The sequence below is a fragment of the Streptomyces sp. NPDC006265 genome, from assembly GCF_040613555.1.
Taxonomy (GTDB): domain Bacteria; phylum Actinomycetota; class Actinomycetes; order Streptomycetales; family Streptomycetaceae; genus Streptomyces.
On record NZ_JBEXSH010000193.1, the window covers coordinates 1 to 11,718 of the forward strand.

The following is an 11,718-nucleotide window of genomic DNA, read 5'->3' on the forward strand; positions in this document are numbered from 1 at the left end:
CCACGCTCCCGGTCCTCCGGCACGGGCCTGCGCAAGGGCGCCGCCGTCGGCGCGGCCCTGGCCGTCGGCGTGCTCGCCGCGGCGGCGCTGCGTGGACGGCCCCTCTCTTCGTCGCTTCGCACGAAGAGAGGGCATACGTCATGAGCGGCGCGATGCGCCAGATCCCGGTTATGTTCAACCCGCTTTAGGACGGTATGGAGGACGTGCACCCCCGCAATGTTCAGGACGACCTGGGCCGAAAGCAGACCCCCGCCGCCGATGGAGCGGCGGGCTCTCGGTCGTGGCTGCGAGAGTCCGCGCGCAGCGAGCATGCTCTCGATGGCGCCTGAACGCATGACCGAGGTGAGCGCCGACGACACGCCGCCCGGCCACACTTCCTGCTGATCCGCCCCCACCGCTATACCCGGGCAGGAAACAGAGCAGGTGCCGTTTTGGCGCCTGCTCCATGCCCACCCGATGAGCCGTCAGAATGGCTCTGGCCAGGCATTGCTCGCCCGCAGGTGATGACAGACCGTGGGATGACTCCCGACCTGGGGGACGTATATGGGACGGGGAGCCTGAAGCGAGGGGGAAAATCAGGGTAAAACACCCTTCGAGGCAACGAAAAAGCCCTCCGCAAGTGATCTTGCGAAGGGCTCAAAACTGGCTCTGACCTGCATAAATACGCGCCCCCGGCAGGACTCGAACCTGCGGCCAAGCGCTTAGAAGGCGCTGGGGCGGATCAGCGGGTGACCACCTCCCACCTGGCTGTCTTCGCTCGCCAAGCTTGGACGGGTGCTACTTCGACACGCATTCGACAGACCAGGGAACTGACATGCTTCGCATCAGTGCTCTGAGAGTTCGACGCTGGGTCGGGCGATGACTTCTAGATGGCTAAGCACGACTTCGCAGCTGGCTACAAAGTCGAAGGCCGCGTCCGGGAAGACGGTGTGATCGCCATGGGAGACCCGAGCTCGCAGTCGCGCAAGACGGACCATCGTCTCAGCGACTGAGTGCGGCAGGCCCCTCGCTTCAAGCTGCCGTGCGGCCTCCTGCACGGACCGTGTACCGCCGAGCAGATCGCGGTAAGCGACCTCGACAGCCCGCCAGGCAAGCATCACGGCACTGTCAGGAGAACTACCGACCAGGTCCAGCGCCTGCTCGAGAGCTTCGTGTTGAGTGGAGCGTGCGTGCAAGTGAGGACGAACAACGTTGCCGGCCTGTGAGGGCAGGTGCTTGGATGGCCGTCCGGACTCTCCTGGAGGTGACGACGAGGTCTGCTCCCGGGTTCCGTCGAACGTGCGTCGTGCTTCTTCAGCGAAGTCGATAGCGCCAGCCGGGGTCTCCAGTCGCGTCATACGGGCGAAGGCCCGCTTGAGGTGATGCCTGCACGCCCAGGCAAGCACCAACGTCACTACTGGCCATACAAGTGCCTCAACGTACTTGAGGATGAGTTCAGCTACTGCCACGCTGCCATCTAACCGCAGCTCGACCCCGCCAGGTTGAAGTTCGACCCCTTCGTCCCGAAGCAACTTGGGTGTGTGGCTGGCCTTGGGCCGGTACGCCTCTCACCTGCTGCGATGGTCCGCAGGTGTGCGCGGTTGTCCGCCGCTGTTCGTGGGCGTTGTCACGCAGTTAGACACGCAGGATCCTTCGGGCTCCGGTTGCTCACCGCGCCGGGGATGGTCGCGCCGCAGCCGAGCGCTTGCACCTATCGGTTGATCGGGATCTCGTAGACGATCTCGCAGTGAGCGGCGGGCACGACGATGTCCGCTGTCTCGACGGGGCGCCCGTCGTCGCTGTAGTACGTCCGCCGGATGTGCGTGACGAGTGCGGCCTTCTGGATGCCCAGAAGTGAGGCCTCTTCGGCGGTCGCCTGGCGTGGCTCGGGCTGCTCCACGGCGTGGGTCACAGTGACGCCGATCGCGGCCATGCGGTTCACGACACCGGCCCCGGCGTGCGGGCCTCCCTCAGGAAGAACGACGAGTGTGCCCGCGGTGAGGTCGTACGGCTCCCAACTCGTCGAGAGCTGCACCGGCCTGCCGTCGGCGAGGAACTCGTACGTGGTTCGGACGCACAGGTCACCCTCGGCGATTCCGAGTCGGGCGGCGATGTCGGCCGGGGCCGGCACTTTGGCGTCGGTCTTGCTCTCCCAGTCGCCTTGCTTGCCCAGGGCCTTCATATCCGCACGGAACGGCGACTTCTCGGGCTGCTCGCGCGCGGACGACCGGACGATACGTACCCGTTGCCGGGGCTCGGCGACGTAGGTCCCCGATCCGGCGCGGCCTTCCAGCACGCCCTGGGAGATCAGCAGTTCCTGCGCCCGGCGGACCACGTTCTCGCCGACGCCGCACTCCTGGCCGATCTGAGCGCGCGACGGCAGGCGGTCTCCCGGCTCCCACATGTGCTCCGCGATCCGCCGCCGGAGTTCGTCGGCGATGCGGAGGTAGGGCGGCTGCTCAGACATATGGAAAATCTAGTCCACTAGCTCTAATCTAGTTAACTAGCTTCACTCAAAGTGATCGCCGGTTAACGGAGGCTGCCCTGTGCCCGCTTCGGGAGTCCGCGCGGCAGCCATCGCTGCCCGACTGTCCGACCTCGGGCTTCCTGCGCGTTTGGAGGAGCACGACCGGCACACCTCGGTCGAGGCGGAGGTGCCTGAATCACTCCCCTCCGACTTATGGCGGGAGGTTCTGAAGGCTGTGGCTGAGGCCGACCGGTTCGGACTCCTCGCCACCAGCCTGAACGACCGCACCCTCTGGGCGGTCGTACGCAAAGCGGTCCCCACGACGGGCGATGTCGGGGGACCGGGCCATCAGCGATAGGAGCTGACCAGCGTGCTCAACCGTATCCGCCGTGCCGCCTCGCTCACCAGAGTGCGGTACTTCCCCAAGGACTTCCCCAAGGGCAGGCACCGCCGCCCCTTACGACCGTCTCGGCCGACACGTGTTTCCGCTTCTGCTGCATCCGCTGACGAGTCGACGGTCGTCCTGGACCCCGCTCTCGACGGAGCGGGTCACTGGCATCCGCTCCGGGGTGAGGACACCGCACTTGTCCGTCCGTACGTTCTGGCTCATGAAGAACGCGCGCGACGGCGCCCGACGGTTGTCATCGCTCCCCAACTGCCCACCGACGCGTGGTCGACTCTCCTGAGGGTCCACTGATGCCCTCGCAGCGACAGACTCTTGGCACGGACACCTCGTACCGCTCGACTGCCTGCCAGATCGGCACGCACCGAGCCTGCGCGGAATCCTCTCCGGAATCGGCGCCGGTCGACCTGCCTTTGATCTACGAGGCTTGCGACTGCCTTTGTCACTCGGCGCCTTGTCAGTCCGGGCCTGGGAGCCAAGCGGTGAGCGAGTCGGCATCCACCGGCCCGCCGGCACCGAACGCCGAGATCACCGAGAGGCTCACGCAGGAATGACGACACAGGACGAACTGCGGCTTCTCCCGTGGGCAGGGCCGGATGGCAAACCGTGCTACTTGAGCACCGATGACCAAGGCGGCTACGTCTCCCGCCTGGCGGACCACATCGAGGCGTTCCAACTCGGCATGGCGTCTCAACTGCTGGAGCACTCGCGTCAGGTACTCGACGACGAGACCGAAGACCCGGAGGAGCTGAACCTTCTTGCCGCCCAGCTGACCAGCGCACTGCGAGACGTGCTACGTGTGGCGACCAGCCGCGGGCGTAGTCCCGTCGCGACTCAACGCCCCTGAGAGGAACAGTGCTGCTCAGTCACAACTGATCACCGGCGGCCGTGACCCGTGGCCGTCAAATCGATCACCGCTCTGACCTGTTGCTGAGCTGTCGGCACCTGTCGATGTTGGTCACCATTAAGCGCCCCTCCAGGCCCGAGGACGGCCCGGGAGGGGCGCTCGTGCGTGAGCACCGCATTAGGAGTTCGATCCAGAGCTGACCCTAGCGGGGTGGGCTGGCGTTGCTGCGGCCGGACGGGAGCGCTCCCTGTCCGGCGTCGTTGATGTCAGCCGTAGATGTCAGAGACCTTCTGATCCGTAGCGCGATCGCGCGCATGCCACGTCACCCCGACCTGGACTGTGGGAGCCATACCATGCGGCGCCTTCCCCCAAATGGGCTCCTGCGCTCGCTGCAGCAGAATAAGCCGTGTAGCTTCGATGCAGATCGTCCAGGAAAGCAAAATGGGAAATGTGCGCGGGAGTCGGAGTGTCATGACGGAGAATTCCGCAGAGGGCCGAATTGCTTCACCGGGTGATATCGTGATCGTCGGGAAAAGTCGATACGTAGAGTCAGGGCAGCACGACTGGAGAGAAAGCCCAAGAGCGCGTAAGGCGCTAGTTGTATCCACGGTCGCAACTGGAGAGGAGCGCGGTACCCCCGAATTGGTTTACATGAATCATCGGATTCGCCGAGTTAACGGTCGAGTTCCGAGGATTTCCCGGGGGGAGAAGCTATGGGTGGCTCGGCTGGATGATGAGAATCCGGGAATTGACATCGATGCAGTAGTCGAACGAGTTCGCGCACATCCTGGATCCGGCATCGCAGAGGGCCACTTTCAAAGAATTCTGCAGGATGCGAATTTTCAGAGCGTAACAAGGGTCCCGCTCGCGCGCCTCACATGCCCATGGTGTCCCAACTCCAACCCCTTTCCCTGCCCTAGGCACTCATAGGAGATGAAGTGGCAATTTGGACTTGGGCTCGTGAGCTCAACTCTCAACGCGCTCTGTCTTCCGTGGCGGGCACGCCAATAGCGATTCTCGGAGGATTTTCACTTACGAATGCAGTAGTAGCAGCCAAGGAGTCAGGGGGATTGTGGCGTGATCTAGCGGTTGCATTCTTCGGAGGCGCAGTCGCTTTCCTCCTCTCGGCTCTGCTCTTCATCAGCATCGCAACGCGCTACACGTCAAGCCCTGGCGAGAGGCTGGAATGGGTTCCGGAAGCCAAGATGGATGCGGAAAAGGTCGAAAATATCAGAATATTCCAGCGTCAGGACGCGTGGCTGCTCAGCAAGTATTTTCGGAGCATCACCTTGGCGACCACCGTCGGAATATCGGGAACCCTGCTCGGCATGGCCGCTCTGCTCATTTCCTATCGAAGATCCTGGGCGGTGATCTTGACGGCCTGCCTGCTGCTAATATGTGCTGTACTTACGATATCTGCTAATTTTCAATGGCCAAAGTTTCTCTTCCCTCGCCCAAATGATTGGAAGCCTGATAGTCCTCTTTCGGTGCTCAGTGCTGCCGAGTGGGATTTGATTCGCAAGTAATGTGAGGCGGGCAAGGTGCAGAACTGGGAGAACGCGAGGTACGGCGGAGCGGCTTTGGGCCGAGTGATCATGGCCCCGTAAGCTTCCGGCGCGTCGGGCAGTCTGTGGACCTGCCCGTTAAGTCCGTCGGTAGGAGGCCGAGCCGGCTCCCGGCGGCTGGGACGCAGCCACGCTGCTCGGATCGCGCTCGTGGATTGAGTTCGCGCCCTACTTGGACGGCATTGACATGCTTTGCATCGGGTGATGGGCTGAACTGGTGCCGCGCCCGCTGAGAGCGCGGCACCGAAGTGGGGCTCAGCTGTGGTGATGCCACCAGTAGAGCGCGAGCGCTCCGACCCCACTGAGGCTCGCCTTCGCGCCGATACGGACCAGCTCGTCCTCAGCGGTGCTGAGGAGGCGCCGGAAGTGGTGTCGCGCCCCGCATTCCGCGAGGGCCCTGTTCACCCGGCGGTGCATACGGGCCGTGCGGGCTGCCGCACGGCTGGTGGCTATCCGACGGTGTGCACGCGCTGCGCGGGCGATCTTGGGTGTAGGCCGCTGACACTGGCAGCGCCTACACTTCCGGTTGCTGGGAATTTCGACCTCCTTGTGGGTTGATCTTTCTGACTCTGTTGGCGGCCTCCTGCTCTCACCCAGGGGGCCGCCGCCGTTTCCGGCGACGGCTGTGACCGCGCGCCCTATTCTGACGCACGGCACTGACACCAGGTGCTTCTCGAGGTCAAGACAAACGGTCAGCTGTCGCACAGCAGTTGAGGTCCGGCCCGGGCAGCTTGACCGTGCGCTGAGCCTGAAGTGGCAGCACGGTGCAGCAAGTCGAGCCGCTGCGCCGTGTACGAGACTGTGCGAACCCCGGCCATGTTGATCAACTTGCCCGCGCTCGCACGCAAGTTCACGTGAAACGTAGAGCTGAGGCGAGCTGCAGGTCGTTGTGGAAGGAGTCGAACTTCACGAGGTCTCGACGCACATGCCCTACTCGGTGAACGGGACGATCTCAGGCAGCACTTCGTCGACCTCGTCGTCGACGGCGTATCCCATCTCCGGCATCTCGTTCACCTTGCAGTTGATGAACTCGTCGACATAGTTCAGAACACGGTAGACCTTGATGAACATCTAGCCCTTGAGCTGCTCGTGCAGTGCCACGACCTCAGGCGACTTCGAGCGCAGCTTCTGTCCCGTGCGACCGCAGCCCGGACTCGTGCAGCGCACGATCGGCGGTGCCCCGTCTCCGCCTTCGACGACCAGTTGGCCGCCGCACGGCTGCGGTACGTCCTCGACCCGGCGGGCGTCGCCGAGGGCACGCCGCACGAGTTCGACGGCCCCGGGATCGAGCGACGGCGGATGGTCGAGTGGCTTTGCTGGGACCGAGACGGGGGCGGACACTCGGCGATGGCACGACAGTGAGAACGGCCCCTGGCCTGGGTGTTTGGCCGGGGGCCGTTTTCCTGTCCAATGACCGTGACGGCCCGGTCCCCGTGGTTTCCCGCTCGATCGGGCACGGTTGGGGCACGTAGGTAGATGACCGCCGGGACCGCTATAGGGGTTCCGACCCCTGTGCCACGCAGGCTTGACGTGGGCTCTCATCCTCCGCAAATCGGGAGATGAAGTCGATTTCATGGGCCTATGCTTCTTCGTAGATAAAGCGAACAGGGGTGGAACGGGATGGCTGGACAGCGGGACCGAGCAGGGCTACTCGAACTGCTGGAGGAGAGCGTCAGCTTCCTAAAGGCCTCCGCGGCATCATTCGATGCTGGTTGCGAGGCTGAGGCTAAGCGCCTTGCTGCGACTTTGCGTGTACTTGTGCATGACACGTCTAACAGTCACTCCCTGCTTGGGCAGCTTGGTGTGAAAGGGCAGATGACGTTCACTGACACCACGTCCCGTATCGACCCGAACAATCTGATTCCAGCAGCCCCTGGGCTAGTGATCATGCGCATGGCTGTGGGCGTTGGGGCATCGTACGTGGCTCCGCTCGATGTGATCCCGCTTCCTCCGAGTCGGATCCACCCACCAGCGCTCTTTGACGCTTGGTGGAACGACGAGCACACCCGGGATTCCGACGGGACGCTCTGGTGTCGGAGGAAGTTCGTGCTGACCATGGCGAACAAAGAAGGGGGTGCGCACGTGGATCCAAAGCTCAACGCGGCGTACGAGAGCCTCGCCAAGCACAATGGACTCGGGTTTACATCAAACGCTGCCGGAGGCGCCCATCTGCCCTTTGATGGGAATGTTGCGGCTGTATCGGTCCGCCAGATCACGCATGAGTTCTTGAAGTCCTACGAGGCGCACGCTCACCTGTTCGTTTAGATGCCGGGCCGTCCACCTCAACTCACCACTCACCCCAGCTCCCATCCCGTCTGCCGTCGACCCACACACCGTGGAGCGGGCGTGGTTCCTGGCGTCCAGGTGGAGCGCGCCACTGTACGAACGACCTGGACGCCAGGAACCGCGTCTGCTCGGCTCTGGCTGGGTCGATGGCGGGCGGGATGGGAGCTCCCCGCGCACGCCACTACTCCGGCCGGCACTCGCGGACGGCGCCCCCGCCATCTCGGAGCCTGAGCGCCCCCGCCGGAGGCATGCTTGGAGCGTTGCCCGCGCTCCCGCGGCTCTCGACTCATGATCACCGGCCCGTCCCACATGTGGGCGCGCGTCGGCGCAGCCCGGGCGGAGCGGGCCGAAGGCAGGAGCGGCGCCCGGAGCGGAGCCGGGAAGCGCGCCCGGCGGAGCGGAGCGCAGCCGGGGCTTGATGAAGTAGGGAAAGTTCTACCGCGCTCTTGATCTGCTGATCTGTCCGGTCCCGGGAGATGCTTGACGCCGCTTGCCTCGTCTTGGCTGCGGATCGTCCACGTTGGTCAGTGCCTACTCTTGAGAGTGGGCTCCGGGCTACGCTTGTGCTGGCCGACATAAGAGGACGACAGGGAGCGTGCTGACCGGATGGGACCCAAGTCGGAGCGGGTCTACCGCACGATTCGCGAGTGGATCGCGACGGGACAGTACCCGCCAGGTTCCAAGCTCCCGTCTGAGCGAACCTTGTCGGAAGAGCTGGCCATCGGCCGGACCGCGCTACGGCAGGTGCTCGCCAGGCTCGTTGCGGAGAGTGTGATTGAGGTACACGGCCGTAGCTCCTACCGAGTGCCGGATCGGTCTGTGACGACGCAGGCGCCGGCTGATGTCGAACCGTGGCAGATCCATGGCGAGCGGACTCTGTATGACAACCGCTGGGTGAAGCTCAGCCTCGTCGACGTCGAACCGCCAGGGGTCGAGCGCTTCGAGCACCATGTCGTGAAACTTCATCACGTGGCCATCGCGGCCGTGATCGACGACCAGGACCGTGTCCTGATGATGTGGCGCTACCGCTTCGTGCCCGACTCGTTCGGGTGGGAGCTCCCGGGCGGCATCGTCGACGAGGGGGAGGACTCCTTGGAGGCGGCGCTGCGTGAGGTCGAGGAGGAGACTGGTTGGCGGCCGGATTCCTTGGAACACGTGGTCACGTATCAGCCCATGGTGGGCATGGTCGATTCGCCGCACGACATCTTCGTGGGCAAGGGCGCCAAGCTCGTTGGTAAGCCTTCCGACTTGGAGGAGGCCGGGCACATCGCCTGGGTGCCGCTCGCCGACATTCCTGGCCTCATGGCGCGGGGTGAACTAATGGGCTCCGGAACGCTCGTGGCCCTGCTCCATGTCCTCTCCGCACGAGGTGCTGGAGTTCCGCCTACAAACGCTGCGTGAGCTGTTCGACTCGACGCCGTTGGCGTACGGACCCGGTGCGGTTCGCTATCAAGCGGGCCTGACGGAGGTGCTTGTGCGCCTGGTCGTACTCGCCGCGGGCTATGTGCGCCTGGGCCAGGTCGCAACGCAAACCTGCGGAGGCCCGAATGAACGTCGGATCGGCGGTGTCCAGGGCCGTGTAGAGGCTTTCTACCGCTTCATCGTCCCCGATCAGGGCCAGCGCATTCCCCCGCCATCTGGCGAGGTGTCCGCCGTTGAGGAAGATGCTCAGCATGTCGGGGTCACGGGCTTCGTCACCCGAGGGCAGGGAGCGCGCCGCGCTCTCCAGTGCGCGCTTGCACTCGTCGGGCATACCCGCTCTGGCGCATATCTCGGCTTCTGCGGCGTACAGCCAGGCTGTGAGGCGTGGGGACATGGCCTTTCCGCCGAGTCGCTGGGCCTCGTGTATGAGCTGCACTGCCATGGGCGCGCGTCCGGCGTCGCAGAGGACGTAGGCCTGTTCGGCTGTAGCGTGTGCCAGGTACATCGGCTCTTCGGCCTCTTGGGCGGCTCGCTTGCCCAACTCGTAGTGCCGCCAGGCTCGCTCGATGGCTCCGACGTCAAGTGCTTGCCAGGCAGCCAGTGTCGCTGCTCCAGCCAAGGCACGTGCGACTGGACGCCGTGTCTCGGGCAGGACGGCGAAGGTGAGAGCGTCCTCAAGCGTCGCAAGGTGGGCCGTCATCTGGTCGACCAGGCTTGCTGCGCCCATCTGCCGGTCCACGGTCCTAAGCAGTTCCGTTTGATCCATGAACGTGCTCACCATGGTCACGCTGATGCTGCGAGCCGCGTCGATACGTCCCATCAGTTCGTCGTATCCGTCGGTCGTGGCGGCAGGCACCAGCAACTCTGTCCCGCCCGCCAGCTCGTCGTCCGTGATGCCGAGCAGCGCTCGCAGTATCTTCGCGTAGCGGGCTGAGATGGAGCGCCGGCCGTTCTCCCACTCCGAGACGTACACGCGCAGGCTGGCTGTTGATGCGACGTCGAGCATGTGTTGTCGCGCATAGCGCTCGATCTCCCGAACGAGCCGCTCTTGCGACCACTCCCGTGCGCTCCTTGCTGTCTTGAGTCCGTTCGTCACGTGGCGCCGCCCTGCCTGGGTTACAGAGACCTCATTGCAGCATGCCTGAGATCACCGCAGGTCGGCAGGGGTTAACGCGTCAGGTGTTAACCCCTGTTGGCTACCGGGGCGTTGGCGGAGACGGTTCCCTAGAACCATCGCAGCAAGGCGAGTTGAGATGCCGAAGCAGCGACAGCGCTTGACATCTGGTGCGCACCAGATGCAGCCTACTGGTGCGCACCAGTTGGGGCGCACTCCCCGCAGCTTTGCTGCATTCATCTGTCAATGCACGAGAGCGGCTACCCACCGCCAAGCAAGTACGCCGCTCCCGCCCCTCGCAAGGGAGTTCCATCATGCGTCAGATTCCCGTTGAGACGTCCGGCGCGACCGTGATGGTCGCCAAGGCCCCGCAGCCCAAGGTCCGTGACCGCCGGACCGGCGAGATCGCTCTCGACGCCGACGGCGTCAAGCTGATGACCGTGGACGTGATGTTCGCGGCCAACGACGAAGTCGAGATCCTGTCCGTCACCGTCCCGGAGCCCGGTATCTCCAGCGACCTGGCCATGGGCACCCCCGTAGCGCTGACGGGTCTGATCGCCCGGCCGTGGGAGAACGAGTTCAACGGCCAGAAGCGCCACGGGATCGCCTTCCGCGCGGTCGCCGTCACCTCCCTGGCCGCCACTGGCTCGGCCTCTGAGGCGGCCTGATCATGACCTGGTTCATGGTCGCTGTGGTTGTGGTCGTCGCCGCTGCGGGTCTCCTGCGGTGGCGGCGCCCCGCCTGGTACTGGCTGACCTTCGGGGTCCTCGTCGCCACGGTGCGGGTCCTGGTCCGCTACGCCTCGGTCATGGACGCCTGTGGCCTGACGGTTCCGCCCTCGCGCTGGCGGCTGGCTCTGGCCCGGGTGGCCAATCGGCCGGTGCCGGAGTCCCGGGTGCCGCGCATCCTGCGGTTACGCCCGACCAGGACCGGCCTGGTCCTTCGGCTCAAGCTCCGACCGGGACAGGACGCCTTCGACGTGGCGGCTTCAACGGACCGGCTGCGGCACTCCTTCGGGATGTACGGCGTGACCTCCCGCGAGGTCCGCTCGGGGGTCGTCGAGGTGCGGATGACCGGCTATGACGTGCTCAAGCAGGTCCAGATGCCCGCCAAGACCGAGGCACGTCCGATGCGGGTTCCGGTCGCGCTGCGGGAGGACGGCTCGGTGCACTACCGCGACTACCGCGCCGTCCCCCACGGCCTGACCCTCGGTGCCACGGAGTCCGGCAAGTCCGTCTACCAGCGCAACCTGGTCGCCGGGCTCGCCTCGCAGCCCGTCGCCCTCGTGGGCATCGACTGCAAGCAAGGCGTCGAACTCTTCCCGCTGGCACGCCGGTTCTCCGCCCTGGCCGATAACCCCGACACCGCCCTGGAGCTGCTCGAAGCGCTGGTGTCCCACATGGAGGAGGTCTACCAACTGATCCGGGCTGAGCAGCGCATCAGTGTCGCGGTGCCGGATGCGGAGATCGCCGCCGACATCTGGGACCTGCCCGACGACATCCGCCCCGTCCCCGTCGTGGTCCTGGTCGACGAGGTCGCCGAACTCGCCCTGTTCGCTTCGAAGGAGGAGGAGAAGCGCTCTTCGCCGGCGGCGACAACGTGCAGTCACCGCCGGACTCCGGGTTCACCGTCAAC

12 protein-coding genes and 1 tRNA gene are annotated in these 11,718 nt (G+C 64.9%); 7 read left to right on the forward strand and 6 right to left on the reverse strand.

All coding sequences use genetic code 11. The features are described from left to right. Positions 1-666: 666 nt before the first annotated feature. A tRNA-Arg gene (locus ABZ281_RS17830) sits at positions 667-748 on the reverse strand. A gap of 942 nt (positions 749-1,690) precedes the next feature. Beyond that, positions 1,691-2,446: a GntR family transcriptional regulator gene (locus ABZ281_RS17835; RefSeq protein ID WP_356656506.1), complete on the reverse strand. Its 756-nt coding sequence runs from the start codon at positions 2,444-2,446 to the stop codon at positions 1,691-1,693. A 79-nt stretch (positions 2,447-2,525) separates the two neighbouring features. Here ABZ281_RS17835 and ABZ281_RS17840 point away from each other — a divergent pair, with 79 nt between their 5' ends. The 3 genes from ABZ281_RS17840 (at position 2,526) to ABZ281_RS17850 (ending at position 5,222) form a co-directional block, all read left to right on the forward strand. Further along, a complete protein-coding gene (locus ABZ281_RS17840; RefSeq protein ID WP_356656507.1) occupies positions 2,526-2,804 on the forward strand; it encodes a hypothetical protein in 279 nt (92 codons plus the stop codon). Between the two features lie 595 nt (positions 2,805-3,399). Further along, complete coding sequence (locus ABZ281_RS17845) at positions 3,400-3,696, forward strand: hypothetical protein (RefSeq protein WP_356656509.1); 297 nt, start codon at positions 3,400-3,402, stop codon at positions 3,694-3,696. A 992-nt stretch (positions 3,697-4,688) separates the two neighbouring features. Beyond that, positions 4,689-5,222: a hypothetical protein gene (locus tag ABZ281_RS17850; RefSeq protein ID WP_356656511.1), complete on the forward strand. Its 534-nt coding sequence runs from the start codon at positions 4,689-4,691 to the stop codon at positions 5,220-5,222. A 294-nt stretch (positions 5,223-5,516) separates the two neighbouring features. On the opposite strand, the gene ABZ281_RS17855 is transcribed toward ABZ281_RS17850, so the two are convergent. The 3 genes from ABZ281_RS17855 to ABZ281_RS17865 form a co-directional block, all read right to left on the reverse strand. Then, complete coding sequence (locus ABZ281_RS17855) at positions 5,517-5,666, reverse strand: hypothetical protein (RefSeq protein WP_356656512.1); 150 nt, start codon at positions 5,664-5,666, stop codon at positions 5,517-5,519. Positions 5,667-6,191: 525 nt separating this feature from the next. Then, on the reverse strand, positions 6,192-6,332 hold the full coding sequence (locus tag ABZ281_RS17860; protein WP_356442084.1) for a hypothetical protein: 141 nt from the start codon (positions 6,330-6,332) through the stop codon (positions 6,192-6,194). Further along, entirely contained in the window at positions 6,333-6,602 is a 270-nt protein-coding gene (locus tag ABZ281_RS17865; protein WP_356656514.1) for a hypothetical protein, read from the reverse strand. Positions 6,603-6,881: 279 nt separating this feature from the next. Between ABZ281_RS17865 and ABZ281_RS17870 the strand changes: the two genes are divergently transcribed. Together ABZ281_RS17870 and ABZ281_RS17875 are read left to right on the forward strand one after the other, a co-directional pair. Continuing rightward, positions 6,882-7,526 carry a hypothetical protein gene (locus ABZ281_RS17870; protein ID WP_356656516.1) on the forward strand — a complete coding sequence of 215 codons (645 nt, stop codon included), beginning with the start codon at positions 6,882-6,884 and terminating at the stop codon, positions 7,524-7,526. 627 nt (positions 7,527-8,153) lie between these two features. Beyond that, complete coding sequence (locus tag ABZ281_RS17875) at positions 8,154-8,948, forward strand: NUDIX domain-containing protein (RefSeq protein ID WP_356656518.1); 795 nt, start codon at positions 8,154-8,156, stop codon at positions 8,946-8,948. On the opposite strand, the gene ABZ281_RS17880 is transcribed toward ABZ281_RS17875, so the two are convergent. Further along, positions 8,932-10,065, reverse strand: coding sequence for an XRE family transcriptional regulator (locus ABZ281_RS17880; protein WP_356656520.1), 1,134 nt, complete (start codon positions 10,063-10,065; stop codon positions 8,932-8,934). The two genes, ABZ281_RS17875 and ABZ281_RS17880, sit on opposite strands and share 17 nt — an antisense overlap. Before the next feature lie 332 nt (positions 10,066-10,397). Here ABZ281_RS17880 and ABZ281_RS17885 point away from each other — a divergent pair, with 332 nt between their 5' ends. Both ABZ281_RS17885 and ABZ281_RS17890 read left to right on the forward strand, forming a co-directional pair. After that, positions 10,398-10,751, forward strand: a complete 354-nt coding sequence (locus ABZ281_RS17885; protein WP_356656522.1) for a hypothetical protein — start codon at positions 10,398-10,400, stop codon at positions 10,749-10,751. A 2-nt stretch (positions 10,752-10,753) separates the two neighbouring features. Beyond that, the coding region (locus ABZ281_RS17890; RefSeq protein WP_356656524.1) for an FtsK/SpoIIIE domain-containing protein at positions 10,754-11,718 on the forward strand (965 nt) is incomplete at its 3' end.

Excerpts from the sequence above, each read along its gene's own strand:
- ABZ281_RS17835 (WP_356656506.1), bottom strand. The coding sequence starts at position 2,446 with ATGTCTGAGCAGCCGCCCTACCTCCGCATCGCCGACGAACTCCGGCGG.
- ABZ281_RS17870 (WP_356656516.1), top strand. The coding sequence starts at position 6,882 with ATGGCTGGACAGCGGGACCGAGCAGGGCTACTCGAACTGCTGGAGGAG.
- ABZ281_RS17885 (WP_356656522.1), top strand. The coding sequence starts at position 10,398 with ATGCGTCAGATTCCCGTTGAGACGTCCGGCGCGACCGTGATGGTCGCC.
- ABZ281_RS17875 (WP_356656518.1), top strand. The coding sequence starts at position 8,154 with ATGGGACCCAAGTCGGAGCGGGTCTACCGCACGATTCGCGAGTGGATC.
- ABZ281_RS17860 (WP_356442084.1), bottom strand. The coding sequence starts at position 6,332 with ATGTTCATCAAGGTCTACCGTGTTCTGAACTATGTCGACGAGTTCATC.
- ABZ281_RS17845 (WP_356656509.1), top strand. The coding sequence starts at position 3,400 with ATGACGACACAGGACGAACTGCGGCTTCTCCCGTGGGCAGGGCCGGAT.